This window comes from Ruegeria sp. BB5 (genome assembly GCF_056539405.1).
In genome coordinates this window covers 86,599-108,225 of sequence record NZ_JBQFUX010000004.1, presented here as the reverse complement: position 1 = coordinate 108,225, position 21,627 = coordinate 86,599, and the positions used below count along the sequence as shown (strand labels likewise).

21 protein-coding genes and 1 tRNA gene are annotated in these 21,627 nt (G+C 58.3%); 5 read left to right on the top strand and 17 right to left on the bottom strand.

What is annotated here, in order from left to right; translation table 11 throughout:
• Window positions 1–56: 56 nt before the first annotated feature.
• From ACR0DL_RS11780 to ACR0DL_RS11740, 9 genes are all read right to left on the bottom strand, one after another.
• A complete protein-coding gene (locus tag ACR0DL_RS11780; RefSeq protein WP_480689325.1) occupies window positions 57–650 on the bottom strand; it encodes a GNAT family N-acetyltransferase in 594 nt (197 codons plus the stop codon).
• Complete coding sequence (locus tag ACR0DL_RS11775) at window positions 643–1,041, bottom strand: ketosteroid isomerase-related protein (RefSeq protein WP_480689323.1); 399 nt, start codon at window positions 1,039–1,041, stop codon at window positions 643–645. Before ACR0DL_RS11775 ends, ACR0DL_RS11780 begins: the two co-directional genes overlap by 8 nt.
• A 2-nt stretch (window positions 1,042–1,043) precedes the next feature.
• Complete coding sequence (locus ACR0DL_RS11770; RefSeq protein WP_170350218.1) at window positions 1,044–1,496, bottom strand: arsenate-mycothiol transferase ArsC; 453 nt, start codon at window positions 1,494–1,496, stop codon at window positions 1,044–1,046.
• A gap of 3 nt (window positions 1,497–1,499) precedes the next feature.
• Window positions 1,500–1,979 carry a UPF0262 family protein gene (locus ACR0DL_RS11765; RefSeq protein WP_170350217.1) on the bottom strand — a complete coding sequence of 160 codons (480 nt, stop codon included), beginning with the start codon at window positions 1,977–1,979 and terminating at the stop codon, window positions 1,500–1,502.
• A 92-nt stretch (window positions 1,980–2,071) separates the two neighbouring features.
• Window positions 2,072–3,370 carry a histidinol dehydrogenase gene (gene hisD / locus ACR0DL_RS11760; protein WP_480689321.1) on the bottom strand — a complete coding sequence of 433 codons (1,299 nt, stop codon included), beginning with the start codon at window positions 3,368–3,370 and terminating at the stop codon, window positions 2,072–2,074.
• A 60-nt stretch (window positions 3,371–3,430) separates the two neighbouring features.
• Window positions 3,431–3,949: a GNAT family N-acetyltransferase gene (locus tag ACR0DL_RS11755; protein WP_480689319.1), complete on the bottom strand. Its 519-nt coding sequence runs from the start codon at window positions 3,947–3,949 to the stop codon at window positions 3,431–3,433.
• The gene (locus ACR0DL_RS11750) at window positions 3,950–4,426 is read right to left on the bottom strand and encodes a DUF2948 family protein (RefSeq protein WP_170520033.1); all 477 of its coding nucleotides are present in this window, start codon (window positions 4,424–4,426) and stop codon (window positions 3,950–3,952) included.
• Window positions 4,423–5,691 carry a UDP-N-acetylglucosamine 1-carboxyvinyltransferase gene (gene murA / locus ACR0DL_RS11745; RefSeq protein ID WP_480689317.1) on the bottom strand — a complete coding sequence of 423 codons (1,269 nt, stop codon included), beginning with the start codon at window positions 5,689–5,691 and terminating at the stop codon, window positions 4,423–4,425. Before murA ends, ACR0DL_RS11750 begins: the two co-directional genes overlap by 4 nt.
• Before the next feature lie 6 nt (window positions 5,692–5,697).
• A complete protein-coding gene (locus ACR0DL_RS11740) occupies window positions 5,698–5,853 on the bottom strand; it encodes a hypothetical protein (protein WP_170350212.1) in 156 nt (51 codons plus the stop codon).
• Between the two features lie 83 nt (window positions 5,854–5,936).
• Here ACR0DL_RS11740 and ACR0DL_RS11735 point away from each other — a divergent pair.
• Window positions 5,937–6,011 (top strand) — tRNA-Thr (locus ACR0DL_RS11735).
• A 543-nt stretch (window positions 6,012–6,554) separates the two neighbouring features.
• Here the strand turns inward: ACR0DL_RS11735 and ACR0DL_RS11730 are convergent.
• Genes ACR0DL_RS11730 through ACR0DL_RS11715 form a run of 4 tightly spaced genes read right to left on the bottom strand, consistent with a single transcriptional unit; the run spans window position 6,555 to window position 10,636 of the window.
• On the bottom strand, window positions 6,555–7,466 hold the full coding sequence (locus ACR0DL_RS11730) for a glycosyltransferase family 4 protein (protein WP_480689315.1): 912 nt from the start codon (window positions 7,464–7,466) through the stop codon (window positions 6,555–6,557).
• A 13-nt stretch (window positions 7,467–7,479) separates the two neighbouring features.
• Complete coding sequence (locus tag ACR0DL_RS11725) at window positions 7,480–8,466, bottom strand: glycosyltransferase family 2 protein (RefSeq protein WP_226688874.1); 987 nt, start codon at window positions 8,464–8,466, stop codon at window positions 7,480–7,482.
• A gap of 20 nt (window positions 8,467–8,486) precedes the next feature.
• The gene (locus ACR0DL_RS11720; RefSeq protein ID WP_170350209.1) at window positions 8,487–9,401 is read right to left on the bottom strand and encodes a glycosyltransferase family 2 protein; all 915 of its coding nucleotides are present in this window, start codon (window positions 9,399–9,401) and stop codon (window positions 8,487–8,489) included.
• Window positions 9,398–10,636 (bottom strand): oligosaccharide flippase family protein, encoded by a 1,239-nt coding sequence (locus tag ACR0DL_RS11715; RefSeq protein ID WP_480663085.1) that lies wholly within the window; start codon window positions 10,634–10,636, stop codon window positions 9,398–9,400. The genes ACR0DL_RS11720 and ACR0DL_RS11715 overlap by 4 nt, the downstream gene beginning before the upstream one ends.
• 194 nt (window positions 10,637–10,830) lie before the next feature.
• On the opposite strand from ACR0DL_RS11715, the gene ACR0DL_RS11710 reads away from it, so the two are divergent.
• On the top strand, window positions 10,831–12,060 hold the full coding sequence (locus ACR0DL_RS11710; RefSeq protein WP_480689313.1) for a polysaccharide biosynthesis/export family protein: 1,230 nt from the start codon (window positions 10,831–10,833) through the stop codon (window positions 12,058–12,060).
• Between the two features lies 1 nt (window position 12,061).
• Here the strand turns inward: ACR0DL_RS11710 and ACR0DL_RS11705 are convergent, their stop codons facing one another.
• From ACR0DL_RS11705 to ACR0DL_RS11690, 4 genes are all read right to left on the bottom strand, one after another.
• The gene (locus tag ACR0DL_RS11705) at window positions 12,062–14,512 is read right to left on the bottom strand and encodes an ATP-binding protein (protein WP_480689510.1); all 2,451 of its coding nucleotides are present in this window, start codon (window positions 14,510–14,512) and stop codon (window positions 12,062–12,064) included.
• 132 nt (window positions 14,513–14,644) lie between these two features.
• A complete protein-coding gene (locus ACR0DL_RS11700; protein WP_480689311.1) occupies window positions 14,645–15,151 on the bottom strand; it encodes a putative pterin-binding protein in 507 nt (168 codons plus the stop codon).
• A gap of 101 nt (window positions 15,152–15,252) precedes the next feature.
• Window positions 15,253–16,134 carry a UTP--glucose-1-phosphate uridylyltransferase gene (locus ACR0DL_RS11695; RefSeq protein WP_480689309.1) on the bottom strand — a complete coding sequence of 294 codons (882 nt, stop codon included), beginning with the start codon at window positions 16,132–16,134 and terminating at the stop codon, window positions 15,253–15,255.
• Between the two features lie 20 nt (window positions 16,135–16,154).
• Window positions 16,155–17,528 (bottom strand): WecB/TagA/CpsF family glycosyltransferase, encoded by a 1,374-nt coding sequence (locus ACR0DL_RS11690; protein WP_480689307.1) that lies wholly within the window; start codon window positions 17,526–17,528, stop codon window positions 16,155–16,157.
• Between the two features lie 252 nt (window positions 17,529–17,780).
• On the opposite strand from ACR0DL_RS11690, the gene ACR0DL_RS11685 reads away from it, so the two are divergent.
• The 3 genes from ACR0DL_RS11685 (at window position 17,781) to ACR0DL_RS11675 (ending at window position 21,265) form a co-directional block, all read left to right on the top strand.
• Entirely contained in the window at window positions 17,781–18,395 is a 615-nt protein-coding gene (locus tag ACR0DL_RS11685) for a response regulator transcription factor (protein ID WP_170350203.1), read from the top strand.
• A 114-nt stretch (window positions 18,396–18,509) separates the two neighbouring features.
• On the top strand, window positions 18,510–19,991 hold the full coding sequence (locus tag ACR0DL_RS11680) for a GumC family protein (protein WP_170377260.1): 1,482 nt from the start codon (window positions 18,510–18,512) through the stop codon (window positions 19,989–19,991).
• A gap of 5 nt (window positions 19,992–19,996) precedes the next feature.
• Window positions 19,997–21,265 (top strand): O-antigen ligase domain-containing protein, encoded by a 1,269-nt coding sequence (locus ACR0DL_RS11675; RefSeq protein ID WP_480689508.1) that lies wholly within the window; start codon window positions 19,997–19,999, stop codon window positions 21,263–21,265.
• Window positions 21,266–21,627: the final 362 nt, after the last annotated feature.

Here is a 21,627-nt window from a genome sequence, read left to right as displayed (position 1 = left end):
CGGAAAGGCCGGCCAATTTGCGGGATTGCTACATGCTAACGGGTCAGCACCGTCTGTTAGATATCCCGTATCCAGAACTGCAGCGGCTTCAGCGTCTCGCCTTTTTCCCCGATATCCTTCCACGAGAACTGGGCGACGGCGCCTGACAGCGGCTCATATCCCCGCGCCCGCCAGAAGGCGTCCAGCGGCCGGTAGTTTTCGGGCCGCATCGGGTGATCCGCCGGGCGCTGTACGCCGCAAAAGGCGCATTTGCTGAAACCCAGTGCGCGGGCATGCTCCTCACGCAGATCGAAAAACTTATGGCCAACGCCCTGACCTCGATAATCGGACAGCAAAACGGATTCCGCGCAGTAGAAGATCTGCGACAGATCCAGCCCGGTGCCCTCAAACGCCGCCGCGAAATCGTCGGCGTGGTCAGTCAGCGGTGCCCCGGTTGACGCGCCAATCAGGCGATCGCTGTCAAAGGCGCCGACGACAATTGCTTTGTCGCTGTCACGATAGGATTGCAGATATTTCCGCTCATATGCCAGATCACCATCATAAAGGTAGGGCCACGCCCGAAACACTTCGATCCGCAAGCGCGCCACATCGTCCAGAGCGGCCTCGAGCGCCGCTCCGGTCAGGGGGCGGACGGCGGAGACCTCAGCCACCGGACACCTGCTTGGTCCAGTCTGCAAGATTGTAGAAGGTGGTGACGCGGGTGATCTTGCCATCCCTTAGGTCAAAGAACGACCCCGCTGGCAGGCGGTAGGTCTGGCCGTGGGCCTCGGGCAGGCCCTCGTCAGTTTCCAGATAGGTGCCGTTCACGATGAATTCGGCCGCTGCACGTGTGCCGCCCTTGGCCTCGAAAACCACGATATCAGTCAGGTTCTCGCGATAGCAGCGGTTCATGTGATCGCAAAAGGCCGTGAATTTCTCTTTCCCGACACGAATTTGACCTTCGTTCACGTAATGGGCCACATCCTCGGACAGGCAGGCCAACATGCCCTCCACATCGCCGGCGTTGAAGGCATCGAAATAGGTTTGGACGGTCTGGTTCATGGTCACTCCGTAGGTTCGCCCCAGCGGTCTTTCAGATGCTTGATGATCTGATCGCGGGTCTGTCGGTAGTGATGTAGCTTTTGTTCGCGATTCTCGCCCAGTCCAGTAGGGTCCATTATTGGCCAATAATCGACATCCAGATGAAAAACCCGTGTCAATTCCAGCGCCTGACGCTGACTGGCAGGCGACAGAGCCACGACCAGGTCGAAGGAACTAAGATCGTCGCCCCATTCCTGCATCTCATCAAAGGACCGCGAGCGATGCCGGGACAGCTCGACGCCGATCTCGTGACAAACGGAAATGCAAAACCCGTCAATCTCAAGGTCGTTATGGACGCCAGCAGACTGTACATAGGTGCCGGTACCATAGAATTTCTTCATGATACCTTCGGCCATCGGAGACCGGACCGAGTTGTGGTCGCAACAAAATAGGACCGACTGCGGCAGAGGCTTCACGCGTCAGCCCCCAAAATGCAACACGCAAATCAGCGTGAACAGACGGCGGGCGGTGTCTGTGTCAATATCCGCCTTTCCTTCCAGCCGCTCCTGCAACACGCGGCTGCCTTCGTTGTGAATTCCGCGCCGGGCCATATCGATGGTTTCGATCTGGCTGGGTGGCAGGTTCTTGACCGCATTGAAATAGCTTTCGCAGATCTGAAAATAGTCTTTGACCACCTGCTTGAACGGGCCAAGCGAAAGGTGGAACTCGGCGGCTTTTTCCTCGGCCTCGGTGGCGATGTCAAAGACCAGACGTTTTTCACGGATCGACAGTTGCACGTGATACGGCCCGTCCGGCGCCGTGCGCCCATCCCGTTGAGGAAGGGTAAAACTGTTGTCTTCCAGCAGATCATAGATGGCGACCTTGCGCTCTTGCTCGATCTCGGGGGTCGGCGGCGGCAGGTTTCGATCATCCAGTTCGATATGTGAAATGCGGGTCATGTCGCGTGTGGTCCGTTCAGTTCAGCACAGACCTATAGCAATGGTTTTCATTGAGCAACGCACAGAAACGCCATGTGCCATAGGTCTTTGCGTCAATTCAGCCCGTTGAGGCGGGCCGTCACCGACAGACCGTGCGCCTCAAGGCTTTCGGATTGCGCCAGTTGTTCCGCCGCGGGGCCAATGGCGCGCAGCGCGTCGGGCGTCATCTGGCTGAGCGTGGTACGTTTTAGAAAATCCATCACGCTGAGACCGGATGAGAACCTGGCCGAGCGCGCGGTGGGCAGCACGTGATTTGGGCCACCAACATAATCGCCGATGGCCTCGGGCGTGTACTGGCCCAGGAAAATTGCACCGGCATGGATGGTTTTTTCACTCAGCCCGACCGGATCGGCGACGCACAGCTCCAGATGCTCGGGCGCAATGCGATTTGACAGGGCGGCGGCCTCATCCAAATCGCGCACGGTGATAATGGCCCCAAAATCACGCCAGCTGGCCCCGGCAATGGCGCGGCGTTGCAAGGTTTCAAGTCGCTTCTCAACCGCTTGCGCCACTGCCTGCCCAAAGGCGGCATCATCGGTGATCAGGATCGACTGGGCGCTTTCGTCATGTTCGGCCTGGCTGAGCAGATCCAACGCGATCCAATCGGGGTCATTGTCCTTGTCCGCGATCACGAGGATTTCAGATGGACCGGCAATCATGTCGATCCCGACCTTGCCGAACACTCGGCGCTTGGCCGCCGCGACAAAGGCATTGCCCGGGCCAGTGATCTTGTCCACTGGCGCGATGGATGCGGTGCCATAGGCCAGCGCTGCAATCGCCTGCGCGCCACCGATACGATAGATTTCGTCGACTCCGGAAAACCGCGCGGCCAACAGGACCAGTGGATTCACCTGCCCGTCTGGCGTTGGCACGGTAATGGCCAGCCGCTGGACCCCTGCCACCTTGGCCGGGATCGCATTCATCAGAACCGAAGACGGGTACGAAGCTAGCCCGCCCGGCACATAAAGCCCGGCTGCCGACACCGCCGACCAGCGCCAGCCCAGTGTCGCCCCGGCTTCGTCGGTCCATTGATGATCCTCAGGCATCTGTTTTTCGTGATAAGCGCGGATGCGCTCGGCGGCCAGTTCCAGCGCAGCGCGGTCCGTATCCGAAACCTGCGCAACTGCAGTGTCGATTTCTTCTGCGGAAAAGGCCAACGTAACGGGCGTCAAGTCAAGCCGATCGAACTTGGCGGTCAACTCTATCACAGCCGCGTCGCCCCGGCTGCGCACATCATCGATGATTTGCGCTACGGTGGCATCTACGTCCGGGCTGTCCTCGCGCTTGGCCGACAACAGCGCTTGAAAGGCGGATTCGAACTCGGACGACGTGGTATCAAGGAAAACGGGCATGATCAGGCACTCCGGGGCGTTTGATGGGGACATATCGCCGGGATGAGTTGGCCTCAACCCTTAGTCCTTTGGGTGCAGCGATTTGCGCATCGCGAAACAGGACACGTCGCCACGCGCACCACATTGCCCTGTGGCCTGCCAGCCGTGCCGCCGGTAGAAGTCCTGCGCGGTTTTTGTCGCCTCTAGTCTGGCATCGAATTGACCTGAGGCAATTAGGTCTTCCTCAAGCCGGTGCAGCAGGACGGTCCCGATGCCATGACCCGTGTGATCCGGGTCGATGTACAGCAGCGTGATTTCGTCGTCGCGTAGACCGCCCACGGCGGCAACCTGCCCTGCATGCTCGGCCAGCCAGATGTGCGCTCCTGCTACGATCCAACCCCGGATGGATGCTGGGTCCTTGTTTGCGGTCCAATGCGTGATGGCCTGTGGGTCGCCCCGATGATCCGCGACACAAAGCTGGGTGATCGATCGGATCAACACCCGACTCAGATCGAACACATCAAAAACGGTTGCGCGGCGCAGGGATACTCCAGCTGGAATCTGCGAGAATGCCTGTGAAATGCCGCGCTTGTTCTGCATTTATTCGGGGTGATGTGGTACCTGACCCGAAGGGGCCTTGTACGGCCGCGTCACATCCTTGAGCGTGGCGTCCAGTGCTTCGACCTTCAGTCGGATGGCACCATCCCCTGCCAGCGTCAGCAAAACCTGACCCGCTCCGTCCTCGCCTGCCTCAAAATCAATCGACAGCAGGGACATCACCATCTCCTTATCCCTGCGGTCGATGCCCTGACTGGCCACCGACAGCACCGAATCGAACACCAGAACCGCCTGAACCCGCTCAAACGGACGATCACGGCGTGTCGCGGCATCCTTATCTTCCCACCGAAAACGGTTCAGCAGCAGGCCGAACCGGCGCTGCGAGGGCTGCCATGTCATCTCGGTTACAGGAAATACCGCATCCTGCGCCAGGGTCGAGATCACCTGCAGATCCTCTGCATCCTCGGCGCCCAGATTCAGAGGGGCCTCGCGCCCGTCGTGGAAACTTGCGTCTGTCATTGGCCCTTGATCCGTTCTATTTTTGCACCCACGCCTTCCAGCTTGCGCACCACATGCTCATATCCGCGGTCCAGATGATAGACCCGGCTAACCGTGGTCTCGCCCTCGGCTGCCAGACCCGCCAGAATCAACGAGACTGAAGCCCGCAGATCCGTTGCCATCACCGGCGCACCTTTCAGCTGATCCACACCTGTAACAGTGGCCGTGCCGCCATGCACTTCGATATTCGCGCCCATGCGCACCAGTTCAGGGGCGTGCATAAAGCGATTCTCGAAGATGCGTTCTTCCAATACCGCGGTGCCTTCGGCCGTACACATCAACGCCATCATCTGCGCCTGCAGGTCAGTCGGAAACCCCGGAAAAGGCTCGGTCACCACATCCACCGAGGTCACGCGCCCGTTCTTGCGCGCCACTTTCAGACCCTTTTCGGTTTGCGTGACGCTGACACCCGCCGCGTCAAGCTTGGCAGCAAAGGAGTTAACCAGCGACATGCGACCGCCTAGCAACTCTACCTCACCACCGCAAATGGCCGGGGCCAGCATATAGGTGCCCAGCTCAATCCGATCGGTCACAACCTGGTGGGTTGCACCGTGCAAGCGATCAACGCCCTGAATCTCGATGGTCGAGGATCCCTCGCCCGAGATTTGTGCGCCCATCTTGCGCAGGCACTCGACCAGATCGACGATCTCAGGCTCGCGCGCAGCGTTCTTCAGAACCGTGGTGCCTTTGGCCAATGTGGCCGCCATGACGATGTTTTCGGTCGCACCCACGGATGCAAAACGCATCTCGTGGACTGCGCCTTTCAACCCGCCGGATGCCTTGGCGTGCAGATAGCCGTCCTTCAGCTCGATCTCAGCGCCCAGCGCCTCAAGCCCCTCAACGTGCAGGTCCATGGGTCGCGCGCCAATCGCACAACCGCCAGGCAGCGAAACCACCGCCTGCCCCAACCGCGCCAGCATCGGACCCAACACCAAATTGGACGCACGCATCTTGCGCACGATTTCATAATCCGCAGTGTGGCTGGTCAGATCATGACTCGACATCGCGATCACCTGCCCGTCCTGCAGCGACGACACCTCAGCCCCCAAAGATTGCAGCAATTGTGTCATGGTCTTGATGTCGCTGAGCCTTGGTGCATTGGTCAGCGTCAGCGGTTCTTCGCTCAGCAAGGTTGCGGGCATCAGCGTCAAACACGCATTCTTGGCCCCCGCAATCGGTATCTGACCGTTCAGCGGCCCATTGCCCGTCACCAGAATCGAATCCATCTGCTCTTATCCCTCGTCCTTTTCGGCATCGTTATCCGAGCTTGCGCGCGCCTTGGCCTGCGCCTTGCGCCGCGCCATATTCGCCTTCAGCGCCGCCTTCAGTCGCTCTTCCCGAGCGTCCGCGGATTTGCCATGTTTTTTGGGTGTATTTCTATCTGCCATAATCTTTCTCTACAGGAGGTGAAAAAAACCGTCCAGAGACCCTTGCGCCCTGTTTCGTTTGCGTCTAATCACCCGCCCACAGCGCTGCTGTAGCTCAGAGGTAGAGCACTCCCTTGGTAAGGGAGAGGTCGAGAGTTCAATTCTCTCCAGCAGCACCATAAAATCAAAGACTTATAGAATTGTCAGCGTGCCCCCATAGGGGACAGGCGACCACATGGGGGCCATCGCACAGGATTCCTCATCCGATGGCTACGTTGCGCCGATTGGCTTGAGCATTCGATGATAGGCTGCACCTAACTGACGAACCCGCCCCCCGACCTACCCCCTCAGTCAGCCCTGCGTGTGCCATTGAGGCTCGCCGACTTTGCGGGGCATGATTTTCAAAGGACCGTCCTCTCTTAAGTAAAGCTCTTGGTGTTCTTTGAAGGCTGTCGAATTGGGGGCTCGGGACGAATGCCCGCTTCAGCCCGACAGGGGACGTTCACACAAGACGGAGCTACGTCCGAGGTGCGGACAGAGCCGCCATCCACTTAGCACAAGGCAATGACCGCTCTTAGTCCAAAGCGGACACCAAGATGTATTGCACTAAGTACGCGCGTACAAAACGCAAAGCTGAACTTAGGCAATTTCTTTGAAATCACAATTGATTTTGCTGCGAATGACTCGGCAAAAAGGCAAAAGATCTAGTGTCAGATTTTAATTCAGCTGCTTTTCTCAATAGTGTCGGAAAGCAGAAAATTATTGATCGCAAGTCGCCAATCATAAGGGTCAAGGTTGCAGAATGAAACTCTTGTATCTCCTTCACGGTCACGTAACCCATCAACTTTACTGGCGATCACATTGCGCTTCGTGGCAAGCGCTTCGTCCAGCACAAGTCCATAAGCCTCCCAACGCGAGGGAATCGCAATGATATCGACGGCTTGATAAGCTTCTGCCGGATCTTTGGCGTGACCCCGAAATTCGATGCGCGGGTCACCCTCAGCCAACGCCTCAAGGTATGACCGTTGACTGCCTTCGCCAAAGATCAACAAGCGCGCGCCCGGCGTTCGGGTTGACCGAAAGCCTTGAATCAGGATGTCGAAGCCTTTCTGCTGCTCGAGCCGCCCGATGGCGCCAATTGTGGTCTTTGACTTGGGAGGCATCGTCTTTCGTGACAACTGCTCAAGATCAACGGTCGGAGGAATGACGGCCAGTTTTTCTGAAACCGCTAGGCGTCGTTCTTGCATCCAGTCCGCCTGCGCATGGCTGACCGCCACCAACTGATCGAAGAAGGAATAGATCACCCGTAGCATCGCAAAAAACCGACGTTTGTGAGGGACATTCAGGGTGGTAAATGCCCGGGTGTAACTGTGTTCGACATGGACAAGTCGAGTATTAACATGCATTGCGCGAAGGGCCGAGAACGCGGGCAGGCTTCTCCAACTTGGTGCGACGTGGGACACGATGACATCCGCATCCAGTTTGCCCCAAGAAAACGCGGTCCTTTTGACCTTCAACACCTTTTGCTCGATCGCGCCGGAAAGATCTGACTGCGCCAAAAGATGGTCGAGCATTCGCATCACGCCGCCCGCTGTCGTGTCGTCTACCAGGTGGAGGACTTTTTTCTGTTCCATGATGATGCCTCTCTCAAATCGATTGCAGTTTGGATTTCATTTGCCTCAGCCGGGTGATCGGGCCGGGTCCAAACGTTTTCAACACAAGGGCCGCGGCGAAGGTGCTGAACGACTTCACAGGTTCCTCAAGCACCGGGCGGAGGCTTTCCTGGACGCTTCGCGCAAACAACTCCCAAGCTGTGTCCCGGTCGAGGTTGGTGATGGCCCGCCGTGCCAGATAGCGTAGCTGATAGGCCCGCGCTGAGTGTTCGTGCTGGGCAAAGAACTCAGGGTTAATCGGGCGCAACTTCGCGACCAACCGCTCCCACGCCTCCAACTGGCGGTCCAAAGCCGCTGACAGCCCGCCTGCATTGATCCGGTAATAGGTTAATAGCCCCGGAACGCCTTCGATCTGCCAATCGGTCGTCAACATCAGCCGCATCCAGCATTCTATATCTTCGGACTGCCTGAACGTCTCATCGAAGACCCAATCCCGCTCGATCTCAAAACTCGGGCGGTAGGCCAGAGCCTCCAGTACCGTCTTTCGAATAACGGCCGCCGATCCATTGCCGATTGGATTGCGGTTCAGAACATGGGCTGAGGTCACATCCTTCAGGCGGGGTGCTTGTTTGATCCCCATCATGAACCCCGCCTCGTCGATCAAGGCACTGCCGGAGAAACTAACTCCCACATCCGGTTCGGCCTTGAGATGGTGAATATGAGCCGCCAGCTTCTCGGGCATCCACAGATCGTCGGCGTCGCAAAAGCCGATGAACGTACCCCGCGCGGCAGCGATGCCAGTATTTCTGGCCCCCGCCAGCCCACGATTGGCCTGCCCGACAAGTCGTACGCGCGGGTCGCCTTGGTGCGCGCGGGCAATCTCAGAGGTCGCGTCCTGCGATCCATCGTCGACGATGATGATTTCGAAATCGTCATAGGTTTGCGCCTGCAGTGAGGCGAGCGTTTCGACCAAGGTTGCTTCGGCATTGTAGGCGGGTACGACGATGGATGCTGTGGGCATGGTGATCTCCTTCAGAACTCTTAAGAAAACAACGCGCGTTTGATCGCTTGCGGGAGGATCGGGGCCAGCGCGGCCCCTGCGGCGGTAGGCAGTCCTCGGCGCAGGGGCAGCAGGAAACTGCGCGCATGCAGGCTCAAGCCTTTGCGTGTGTAAGACAGGGCCTGACCCTGATGCCCCAACCGCAGCGCCCGGCGGGCAAGATAGCGCAAATAGACGGCCTCGGACGACCGCAACGGGAACACGCCAAAAGACGCAGCCGTTTTCACCGCATAAGCCCGCCCAGCGCGCATTGCGTTCAGGTCCGAGGACAAGCTCCCGGCTCTGGTGCGATACCAGACCTGGAACTGATTGACCCCTTTGACGGTAAACCCCTTGCCTACGAGGCGGATTAACAGCTCCAAATCTTCGTTATGCACCGTTCTCGTGTCCAACCCGCCAATGGCGTTGAAGACCTCGCGACGGATCGAAAGATTCGACATGGTGCAGACGGGATTCTCAGCCAACAGGTCCTGAATGTTCAGTGGTGCGCTAGGAACGGTCGAGCATGTCTGAGAATCTCCGAGCTGATCGGCGAAGAACCCGATCTGCCCAAAAACAGCATCCGTCGAAGAGGATTGAAAGGCTTCGTTAAGCTGCGCCAGCTTGTCCTTGTGCCACAGATCGTCTGCATCACAGAACGCCAGCATGTCTCCCTTGGCCAGTTCGGCCCCATAGTTGCGGGCGGCACTTGGGCCATCAAAGGGGCTGCTTGCGACCCGGATACGGGGGTCTTGGGCGATGTGATCTAGCACGATGGACAGGCACGCCTTCGAGGGACGGTCGCCGACGCAGATCGCCTCCCATTCCGTGAAGCTTTGCGCGCGAATGCTGGTCAGCGTTTCAGCAATTGTGTCCGCATCGGTGTGAAACGGCACGATGATGGTAAAGCGGGTCATTGGAAGCCGAACCTCTCTGTTGTCTTTTGATCCCGAGGCAGCAGCACCCAAGAGGCGATCAACATGAGGGCAGCACTGGTCATCAGGTATCCCATCGCCACCGGCATCAGCCCGAACGGGGCCATGATCGCGGTGTTGAGGATCAATGCGAATGCAAGGGCCGTGCTGACTCGTAGCTCGGTGATCGCGCGGTTCTCGGACCGCAGCCAGCCGGCCACGGCGGACCAGATGACGCTGGGCAATGCGGCAAGGCACAAGACCGAGACCACCGGTGAAATCTGCTGCCACTCAGCACCCAGCAGCAGCGGCACGTAGACCGGCGCAAGGGCGGCTTGCAGCAAAACCAGCGGGGACAGTACCAGGAGGGACGTACCGAGCCCATGACGCAACGCCTTGGTCTTGTCCGGGGCTGCGCAAAGATGTGGGAAAAGAACGACTGAAAAGGCCTGCGTGAACGATGTCGCCAAGCCGAGCCCAGCGTTGAAGGCCATGAAGTAGATGCCAAGGCTCTCGGCCCCCAGCATCGCGCCGACGACAAGCTTGTCGGCCTGCAAACGCAGAACTTTGACAACCTCAACCCCCAAAACGGCCCAGCCGAAGCCAACAAACGGGCGAAGGGCGGCAAACCCACGCTTCGGGTTTGATGCCCAGGGACGTAGACGGCGCATCAGAACCAGCCAAATCGGGGCGGCCAGCAATCGGGGCAGAACCAAAGCCAGCGGCGAGGCCCAGAGCAGCGCCAGTAGCGCGGCCATAACATTTGCGCCAACCACCTGCCCTCCGGCAACAGCGGCTGTCTTTTGTAGCTTGCCCTCACGCATCGCAAGCGCGGCCTGCACCAGGCCGGCGGGCATGAACAGGTACTCTCCGGCCAGAATAGCGAGCAGCAGCGCCAGGGTCTGGTGCCCTATCGCATAGAGGGCAATGGCGATAGTCACCTGCAGCAAAAACAGCGCCCCGCACCAGACCCAGAAGATACGATGCGCGGTGTTGCAGCGCTGTTCCAGCTCGGACTGCGGGGCTTGGATGATCCTCTGCCCCACGCCGTTCTCGGTTAGCGCCTTTAGAATATCCCCTGCCGCGAGGGCAGCGGCAGCCAGCCCTATTGCCTCGGGGCTGAGGGTGCGGGCCACAACCACGACCACCGCAAGACGTGAGGCTTTTGCCGCCACTTCGGACGCCGCATAGGCAAGCAGGTGCCGCAGGAAACTGGAATGTGCCAATCGCTGAGTCATGTCGCCAAGTGTCCAAAACAGTATTGGGATCAGTTCTAATTGGCCGCGACATCCCTGTCCCAGACGCGGGCGGACAGCCAGACGAACCATCGGGCGAGCGACCTATCCGATTGGGATAAACGGCAATCCCGATGCCGGTCTGACGCACATCAAGACACTGCTGTAGCTGTGGATGCAGTTCAGGAGAGTTCAAAATGAAACGACATTTCAAAGTTTTGGTTTTAGGGGCCGTCAGCGCGATTGCTCTGTCGGGTTGCAGCAGCATGAAGACCCCGCGCAACATCGAACCCGTCGCAAAAGGCGAAAGCTATCAGGCGCAGTACCGTGCCCCATCACGGCGCCGGGCAAATGCGCCCTTGCTGCAAGCGGAACATTTGAACGGGCGCGCCTGTATGCCTCCGACCGGGGATCAGGGCACAAACGCCTTTGCCAAATGGTCTAAACCCGCGCTTAGCCCTCTGCTGGGCGAGAAACTTTCGCGCAATGATATGGTGCAGATCACCATCGACGGGGATGAGCTTCTCAGCAACACCTATGTTGTGTCCCGCGATGGCGACCTGAAGCTGCCGTACCTGCCGCCGGTGCGCGCGCAGGGCAGAACGACCGAGCAGGTCGAGCGAGACGTGGCCCGGGTTCTGGTAGCCGCACAGTTCTACGACAGTACCCCGCGCGTCACGGCGCGCATCAGCGATTTCGCCTCGGTCACTGTCGGCGTGAAAGGCGCGGTGTTTGAACCCCATTCGGTCGAGATCGGAGGCATCCCCGGCGACGCGCTGGATCGAGGGCGTCAGGGCGTACTGGGTGCCTCGACAGAGGCGCGCAACCTCTCGGTCGCCATTCGCGCTTCCGGAGGTGTGCGCCCGGATGCGGATCTGTCAGCGGTTGAGCTGCACCGGCAGGGCACGATCTACCGGATGGACCTTCGCGGGGTGTTCGAAGGCTCGGATCCGACCGACATCATGCTGCTGACCGGGGATCAGATCGTGGTCAACAGCCGAGGGTGTTTCCAGGATGATTTGATGCGTCCCAGCCCGATCAGCCCGCCCGGCGTAACGCTTTATATGTCCAACCTCACGCAACCTGCCACCGGCAACGCAGAGTCGGCCATTGGACGAGACGTGCGTGAGGTACCCTATGGGACGCGCTACCTGCAGGCCGTAGTCGATACCAATTGCGTCGGTGGGGCCAAAACCACCAATGCCAATCGCAGCGCGGTCCTGTTCACCCGCAACCCGATGACCGGGAACTCGATCGTCATTGAACGCAATATCGAAAAGCTGCTGCGACGTGGGGATCGCGATGACTATGACCCCTATGTTCTGCCAGGAGATGCGATTGCATGCTACGACAGTAAGGTGACCGGCCTGACCGAAGTCGCCCGCGCGGTTGGCATCGTCGGCGCAGCAGCGCTGCTGGCGCCCTAAGTCAATCCCTAGCGGGCGATGATTTCGCCCGCTCCCAAGCAGTGGAGACTGCAGCGAGTTTGTTAGTGATGTCTTTGTGTTCTTTGGCTGCAGTCTCTACCGCAACTAACGCCGCTCGAAACTCTTCCACGCCGAAGGTTGCTGCACTCCCAGCCAGTTTGTGACAGGCCTGAGCGATTTGATTTAAATCTGTCTGGTCAAATGCCCCGGTTTCTAGCTGTTCAACCAATTCATCCCCTTCGGCAATGAACTTGGCATGCAGGCGGGCAAAGGCTTCAGGGCCGAGGCTGACTTTCAACTCCGCTAACGGATCTGGCTGCGCATGTTCCGAAATCTGCCCGTCGGTGCGTATGACCACAGAAAGCGCCCTGCGCAGGGCATTCAGCGAGATCGGTTTGCCAATGAAAGCCGTCATACCGGCGGCGCGAAAGGTCTCAACCGCATCTGGCAGGACATTGGCCGACACAGCGATAATCGGCACATCGGTCGACTGCCCCCGACCGCCACGAATATGGCGCGCAGCGGTTGGCCCATCCATCACTGGCATGCTGATATCCATCAGGATCGCGTCGAACCTCTGACTGCTGGCCTTGTCGACGCCAACCTGCCCGTTCTCCGCCGTAGTTACACGGTGACCGTCCAGCGCCAGCATGTTGCAGATGACCTCGAGGTTGATCTCGTTGTCTTCGACCACCAACAAGTTCAGCGGGAGAGCGGTCTCGGTATTGATCTGAGCAGCTTCTAGCAGTTGGTCGCGCGCTGACGGCTGTAACGGTATCCGCAGCCAAAAAACGCTTCCTTCGCCCAATGTGCTTTCCGCCCCCACCTCACCACCCATGGCCTGCGCGAACCTGCGGGCAATTCCCAGGCCAAGCCCGGTCCCTCCGACCGTGCGACCGATAGAGGGATCGCTGGTGTAGAAGTCATCAAAAATGGCGTCGATCTCATCCTCGGCGATGCCAGCCCCGCTGTCGATCACACGCACTTCGTAGACATGTGCCTTACCCTGACCGGAAGGTTCACATCTTTCGACCTCGATCGACACACGGCCATTTTCGGTAAACTTGATCGCATTACCCACAAGGTTCAGCAGAATTTGCCGCAACCTTTGCGCGTCAGTCGCGACATGCGGATAGGCTCCGCCCACCCATTGCCACGAGATTGAATTGCCGCGCGAGGCCGCATTGCCGCTTTGACCATCCACAAGGTCCTGCAGCATCGCGTTCAGGTCGGTTGGCTCGTGCGCGACAGACAACTTGCCGGCCTCGAACCGAGCAATATCCAGCACCGCATCCACATGATTTTGCAGAACCTGGCCCGAGATCTCCATGTTGCGGACAAACTGAGACTGCTGTTTGGTCGTGCGTGTATTCTTGAGAAGGGTGAGGTTGCCCAGCAACCCGTTCAACGGGGTTCTGATCTCATGACTCATAACAGTCAGAAAATCCGACTTGGCCTTTTCCCCGGCAAGGGCACGGTCGCGGGCCGAGACAAGCTCTTTCTGATCCGCAACGCTTTGTGAGATATCGCGGACGAAACCGATAACAATTTCCTCGTCCCCGGCCTGAGCGGATTGCAAAGCGAGTTCGACGGGAAAAACATCGCCATTCCTGCGCAACGCCTCAAGCTGAACGCGACCCTTGCCAACCACGTGGCGGTCGCCCCCGCTCTGCATCCGCTCCATCCCTTCATCATGCGCCGCGCGTAGATGCGCAGGCACAATCAAGTCGCCGATCGAATGCCCCTTGGCCTCATCTTCGGAATACCCGAAAATCGCCTGTGCAGCTGGGTTGAACTCCAGCACTTCGCCGGCGGCGTTCACCACGATCACGGCATCCAATGAGGTAGAAAGGATCGTATTCATGCGCTGGTTGGCCTGCTGGATTGCCCCACCGCGTCGATCTGCCTTGCGATTGACCACCAGGAGATAGGCGCTGACCGCGGTCAGCGTCAGAAACAATCCCCCGGACAAAACGGCCAGTTGAAACAGGCTGAGCGCGGTTTCTTCACGGCGCTGATCCGACTGGCTTGCAAAGTACGAGATCGCCGAGACCGAAAGCTCTCGCACTTTTTGAGCGATCCCCTGCGCGCCGTCATAGAGAACCGGTAGCCCCGCCTTCAACCCAGGATCCTTAGCATCGATTGTAGGCACCGAGACCTCCAGATATGCGGAGACGTCGTTCAGAGGTTCAGCGAATTTCGGGTCGCTTCGCAGCGTTTCGAACAGACGCGAGGTGTCTAGAATATCGATTCGGCTGTAAAAAAGATCGAAACGGCGCCGGACAAGGTCCAGGTTTTCTGTGCTTGGCTCTGCGTCCGATACACCCACCTCAAGCGCGTTGAGGTAGAACAGGAACTCGACCTCGACCTGCGTCAGCGTCCATTGCACATTATCTGTTCGGGCTGACTGCCGGTCGCGCAGGTCGGACATCACCTTGACGGAAAGCAACACGACCAAAGCAAGGGCACCCAAAACGGCGATACCGAGGAGCCCGAAAGCCCACCGGCGCCGCGAGTGGTATTGGAAATTTCTTGTCAAAGTCTAGCCCGTATCACCCACTTCATACTGTGTTGTAACCCCACGCTATTTAACGATTTCCAACCTGTCGAGTTGCCAAATGCTGCGAGAGTAAATCACCTCGGTCTGGTACTTGGTATCACTGTCATAGGGATATACGATCCATAGAGGACCTTTCTGCCGCCGGGACATCGCCGCGCCATCCATCTCATAGGCGACAATCGGGTCCTGCGCCGATATTGAGCCCACAGGTATCTCAACCGCGTAGTCGTTGATCGCCGTTGCCCGGATCGTAGCACCCTCTGCTCCGATCTGTTCCAGCAACACAGAGAGGGGAACGCCGACAAAGCTGGTCTCGCCTTCAGTCCAGATCGTCGAGGTTTCAAAGCTGCGCTGCGGTAGCGCCTGCAACATTTCCATATCGAGCTGCGCCGTCCCGTCGGGGCCGGTCTGTGCGATGTTGCCCGATACGGTCAGGACGACTTCCCCTTTCGGAGTTCCCAAGCCTTCGGCTTGCGCAGGCGTCAGGCAAATGGTGAACGCCGCTGTGAGAATCGCAAAAAACAGGCGCATCTCGATCTCCATTTTTGTGACCTTAAGAAACCAGAAAGAGGTCCGTAGCGACAGATGGGCATGAGGATATGCACCTATCCGAACGGATAGGTGCCTCGGTCTCATGCGGCGGTAGACAGCAGATTCATGCGCTGTCGCAACATGGTTTTGAACCCGTCACGCAGCTCGGCACGTTCCAATGCAAAGACGGTGGTTGCCTCAAGAAACCCGGCGACCGACCCACAATCGAAGCGCTCTCCTTGAAAAGCGAAACCGCGGCATCCGGTCGCTTCGATATCGGCCGCGATCGCATCGGTCAGTTGGATTTCATTGCCCGCACCGGGCGCCAATCCGTCCAACTGATCGAAAATCGAAGGGTGCATCAGATAACGCCCGACAATGCCAAATTCTGACGGAGCTTGATCGGCAGAGGGCTTTTCGACCAACCCTTTCAGATGTTGCACCTGCCCTGTCCTATGCTCGATATCGACCACGCCATAGGCGCTGATCCGGTCGGATGGGACGGCTTCGGTTGCAATCATATGGCTGCCTTCAAAGTTCTGGACCATTTGCGCCAGAACCGGGCGCTGCGCGTAGATCACATCATCAGGCAGGATCACGGCAAAGGGTTCATCACCGACAATGTCACGTGCCAGAGAGATTGCATGGCCCAGACCGCGCGGGCTGTCTTGTTGGATAAAGCTATATGTCTCATCCTCAAGGTTCGTGAGGCGCAAACGGTTCAGCAGGGTGGTTTTGCCGCCATCCTTCAGTTTACGCTCCAGTCCCGAGTTGCGACCAAAATACGCCTCCAGAGCGGATTGGCCGGTTGAGGTGATGAAGATGAACTCATCAATCCCGGCCGCGCGGGCCTCGTCCACTGCATATTGAATCAAGGGGCGGTCAATCAGCGGCAACATCTCCTTGGTCACCGATTTGGTAGCGGGCAGAAACCTTGTGCCGAGACCCGCGACCGGAAAAACAGCTTTGCGAATACGTGTCATTTCAATGCTCCTAGGTTTGATCAGTAAGCGCCGCGACCTGACACGACGGCACGTGCGGTCATTGCGATGAGGATGAGGTTTAGAAGGGGCGAACGGGAGCGGACATAGGCTGTATCCAGCTCGATCATGTGGTCAAAGCCGATGCCGGCGCGGCCCGAAACCTGCCAGAGGCCGGTGATGCCGGGACGCACCTGCAGGCGCTCCAGCGCTTGTTCGGGATAGGCAGCAACCTCTTCGGGCAAAGCCGGGCGCGGGCCAACCAGCGACATATCCCCTTTCAGCACATTGAAGATTTGCGGCAATTCATCCAGCGAGAACCGGCGCAGAACCTTCCCAACGCGAGTGATGCGTGGGTCATTTTTGGCTTTGAAGCACACACCGTCACGATCCGAATGGGTGAGCAGATCCGCACGTCGCGCTTCGGCGTCCGGGGTCATTGAGCGAAACTTGTACATCGTGAAGGGCACCCCGTTTCGACCGATACGTGTCTGCCGAAAAAAGGCGGAGCCGCGACTGTCCAATCGCACTAATGCGGCGATTGCGGCCATGGGCAGGGCCAGAAGAGACAGCGCGACCACCGCCAAAGTGAGGTCCAGCAGGCGACATGCTGAAACCTTGGGAACAGAATTGTGCGCGGCACGCCCGAGGAATTCGAAATTGCCCAATAGATACCTGCGGGCCATACGGCGGGGCTCCATCGCCAACCGCCATGCCCACTCCATCCGGAAGCGCCGAACAAGGCGCGGCGCCCGGCGCACGTTGCCAGCCAGGAAGTCAAACAAAGCACCCACGCCCAGCGCGATACAAGGGGCAAGCCGGTGGCGGTTCTGCATAATCCACAGCTCCTGCAGCGGGACGCCCATCGCGACCAACAGGATGTCTGCGCCAGACTGGTTGATATCGTCAATCGCCTCATCAACCCGCGCGGCCCCCGCGTAGCCATCACGCGTACCAGCCACAGCCAAATCGGGGATCATGTGCTGCAACCGCGCCGCCGCCGCCTGAGCTGTTCCGGGACTTCCCCCCAAAAGGTAGACCGACTGCCCAAAACGCGCAGCGCGTTTCAGCAGTTTGGGCACAAAATCCGTGCCGTTCAGGTTCTCGGTCAACTGGACGCCTTGCAACTTTGCCGCGACGTCTACACCAATTCCATCAGGTAGGATCATATCTGCCCGGGCCAATGCTGCTCGATAGGTATGGTTGCGGGCCCGTATGTTTGCGCAATGTGCATTCAGGAAAAACACAGTCCGGCGTGTCCCATCCAGCAGTTTGGAGATCACCTGTCCGGATCGAGCGTTCACAACTGGCAGACCCATTATCTCAGTCTTTTCCAGAGTTGGTATGGGTGTTGGCTGCGCGCCTTTATACATATCTTGGACTGACAGGAACTGCATAGAACTCTCCGATCAACAATGACAATCTGTGGCTTCAGACTGCCAATGAGACCCTGCAACCGATAGGCGAGCATCCGGAGAGGGATCGGAGAATAGGTCTATTCAAACGACCCCGCAGCACATAGCGTGGTGAAAACGGCCCGCTGACCTATCCGATTGGATATTCACCTGTCCGTCAGGAAGGCTTCATGCCATGGGTTCAATGATTTATTAACGCATTTGGGTGTGTTTGGGGGCAGGCGGAGGTTTGAAATGAAAGTTCTTATTGCTGACGACCACGAGCTTATTTTGGACACGCTCGTTGCCTTCATAGATGCAGCAGGCGGGATCGAGGTGGAGACCGCGCCGGATTTCCCAGCCGCGAAAACTTTGATTGAGAACGACGGAGCCTTTGATCTGGTTCTTCTGGACCTGAACATGCCCGGCATGAACGGGTTGGCCGGACTTGAAACCTGCATCGCTTTGGACGGTGCCCAGCATGTGGCCCTGTTTACCGGCGACACCTCGCGTGATCTGGCGCAACGCGCGCTAGAGCTTGGTGCAGCCGGTTTCGTCCCAAAAACTTTACCGGCTAAATCTCTGGTCAACGCGATCCGCTTTATGGCGATGGGGGAACAATACCTTCCTGCGGGTTTCATGAACGCAGAGCAGCCGGAAGACTCCCACCCCATGGCTCAAAAACTGACAGAGCGTGAGCGGCAAGTTCTGAAAGGGCTGACTGAGGGCAAATCCAACAAGGAAATCGCTCGTGATCTGGATCTGTCAGAGCCGACGATCAAACTGCATATGAAGACTTTGTACCGTAAAGTTGGTGTCAGCAATCGAACGCAGGCCGCCCTGGCCGCGCGCGAGGCTGGGTTGTTCTAGGCCTCACTATCCGAAGGGATAGGGGACGCTCCCAATCCCCTCGGCCCCTAGCCTGCTGAGCGAATGATCAGCAATCAGATGCGGTGTATCACTCTTGTAAGAAAGGGTTTTTCCATGCCGCAACAGATTTCGAACTCCTCTGAGTCCACGCGCGACATGCAATTTCTGCATTGGGTGCGCATTTCCCGATCCAATTTCAGAACGCTCGGGTGGCGTCGCTTCGTAAAGGGCGGGCGCCTTAGCGATGTAGGCCGCCTGCCCCGTTACGTGGCATTATACCTTCTTGGGGCGAGTTGCATCTGGGCCCCGATCAGCGGTTATTTGGCGACCGCGCCTGTCAAATACACCTCTCACGCATCATTGATCCTGCCAGGATCTGGCGCTTCGGCATCGGTCAATCTGGCCAATATCGGTCAGGCATCCTCATACGCGAATTCCGCCTTTGCCAACGGGTCAATCAGCCCGACCGAGACGTATAAACGTTTGTTGTCGGCCGACCGTATCCTCGACGCGGCAGCCAAGGCGGTAGAGGCTGACCGGGACGCGTTTGGAAAGCCGCGGGTGCAACTGGTCGATCAAACCAGCCTGATCCATATCGAGCTTCAGGCGGCCTCTCCGGCAGACGCTCAGCAATATGGTGACGCCTTGGTGGCCGCCTTTTTCGCTGAGATTGACGCCCTGCGCGCCGATGAAATTACCACTCGCGAGGCCAGCAATACCGGCGCGATCGAGGACTACACGCGCGCAATTCAGGCCACGCGGGCCGAGATCAAACAGCTGCAGTCGCAAAGCGGTCTGATATCGGTCGCGCAATACCAAGAGCAGGTCGCCGCTAATGACCGTGCAAAGCAGGAACTGCGAAAGCAGGAGAGCGAGCTGGCACGCCAATCGGAACGTGTCGCCGCGCTTCAAGTCGCGTTGAATCTGCCCTCTGACGCAGCGGCGGCAACGCTGAAACTCTATGCTGATGCGCAGTACCTATCGTTGCTTGAGGATGTGTCGGTGGGGGCTGCAAAGCTGGCGCAAGCCGACGCGACCTACGGATCGCGCCACCCAATCTATGTGAATGCCCAAAACGACTATGAAGGGGCGCGTTCGGTTGCTTTAAGACGCGCGGCGCAGGTGACTGGTCTTGAGGTCGAGCAGCTCGGTGGACTGGATCGCGCGCCGGAAGGGCAACGGGCGCAGTTGCTCAGCGAGTTGGTGCGCGAAGATGCCTTGCGCGCCGGATTGGAAGAGCATGTCGCGACACAGCGCGCACAAGTTCGTCTGGAAACCCTGCGCCTGTCAAACCTCGCCCCCATCGCCGCTGAATTGGAGGACCGGCAGAGAGATTTCGCAGTGGCAGAAGCCGTGTTCGCCTCTGCCATCGCTCGGTCCGAGTCGAAAAAGACCGATGTCTATGCCTCCTATCCCTTGATCCAAGTGCTGGAGAACCCGTCTCTGCCGACTCGCCCATCTTCGCCGAACAAGAAGATCTCGATTGCCGCCGGGATCGTTGCAAGCCTTATGCTGCTGATGGGTTTGGTTCTGGCATGGATCCGAAACCCGCTGATCTCAAAGCTGCTGAAAGACCAGAAAGAGGCCGCAGTTTGACGCGTGTGGCCCCCCAAACGCCAGCCGAAAAGATCGTCTGGTGTACGCTGATCTGGACATGGCCGTTCTACGGGCTTGGCGCGCTGTATGTTGTCGGTCCGGTGCTAGGTTGGATGTTGGCTGCGATAGCCGGGGTGTCACTTTATCTCGGCCCGGCGATCCGATTGGATCTGCGTGCAACGGGCCCTGTACCTGCTCTGGTCTGGATCTGGAGCGTTGGCATGCTGGTGATGCTGGTCTCACTATGGGCAGGCCACGCGGATTGGAACCTCGGCACCACCAATACGATCAAATCGAGTATCGGATGGGCAAAGGGTTGGGCGCTGATCCCGTTGTTTATCCTAGCAGGGGCGGTTTTGCCAATACGGCGCGAGGTTTTGGTCAGAGGGCAATGCGTGGTGGGCCTTTGGACCTTGTGCCTTCTGCCGTTGCTCATTGCCGCCCCCTATGCCGGTTTGCCGCATCTTCTGTTTACATCTCCCCTTAAAGCAGTGGGCGGCCCGGGACCTGAATATTTCTCGGTCTACCTGTATACAATCGACCCCGCCAGCGGCACGCCGCGGTGGCAGTTCTTTGCGCCCTGGTCGCCATTCGCGGCCTTGTTGGGCGTCTGCATGGTCCTATTTGCCCTGGAAGAAAAGCACCGCAGCTGGAAGGTCATCGGCTTGGCTGCCGGAGTTGTGATGATCCTTATGTCCAAGTCCCGAATGGGCATGGTTGGATTGGTGATCTGCTCGCTGTCACCCAGCCTCTTGCCACTTGTCGCCCGCAGCTCGGGGTGGATTCTTTTGTCTGCAGTCACCACCGCCGTAGCCGTTTGGGGCGCAGTCTTTGTTGAGTTCGGCAACCGAGCCCTTTACAGCTTCAAATCCGCGCGCGCCGACAGTACCCGCGTACGCGAAACTCTGCAGCGTATTGCGTATGAGCGCTGGCAATCGGATGCGGTGGTTTTCGGGCACGGCACAGTCAGACCCGGAGCGCATCTTGTTGAGTACATGCCGATAGGCAGCCATCACACCTGGTACGGGTTGCTATTCGTGAAAGGGCTGACCGGATTTACAGCGTTTCTCGTTCCTTTCCTCGTTCATTTAACAATCGTCACCCTGGACGCCATAAAGTCGGAACGCGGGAGGCTGCCGCTCGGACTGTTGCTCACAGTTCTCCTGCTGACCTTTGGAGAGAACGTTGAAATCCAAACCTATCTCCTCTGGCCGACTCTACTGATGCTCGGATTGCATTTGCGAGAGGTCAAATCAGTGCGTCTGGGAAGCTGATGTGCCGCTAGGATTGTTGCGACGCCAGCGTAGTGTCAGCGGTCACTCTTTTGGGTCGGGTCCTTCACTGCTGCTAGGGACATATTGACCATGTAAAGTGAGTACTTTCACATCGGGTATCCGCCCTGTTGGTTTTTTGGCGGCTGCCGCAAAGCGCGGAAAGCGGACGTTCGCCTAATACACTGGAAGGCAGGTTTGTCCGCAGAGCAGACACCCATTTAAGTTGCAGCGAAGGTCCGCTTCGAGCCCATAGTGACTGCTGCTGCGCGATCAACCGACGGCGGCTATGCGGTCAAAACTAACATTCCGGTCTACTGCATGTGGTCGTCATTTTCCTGCAAAAGATTACCTGAGCGGACCTA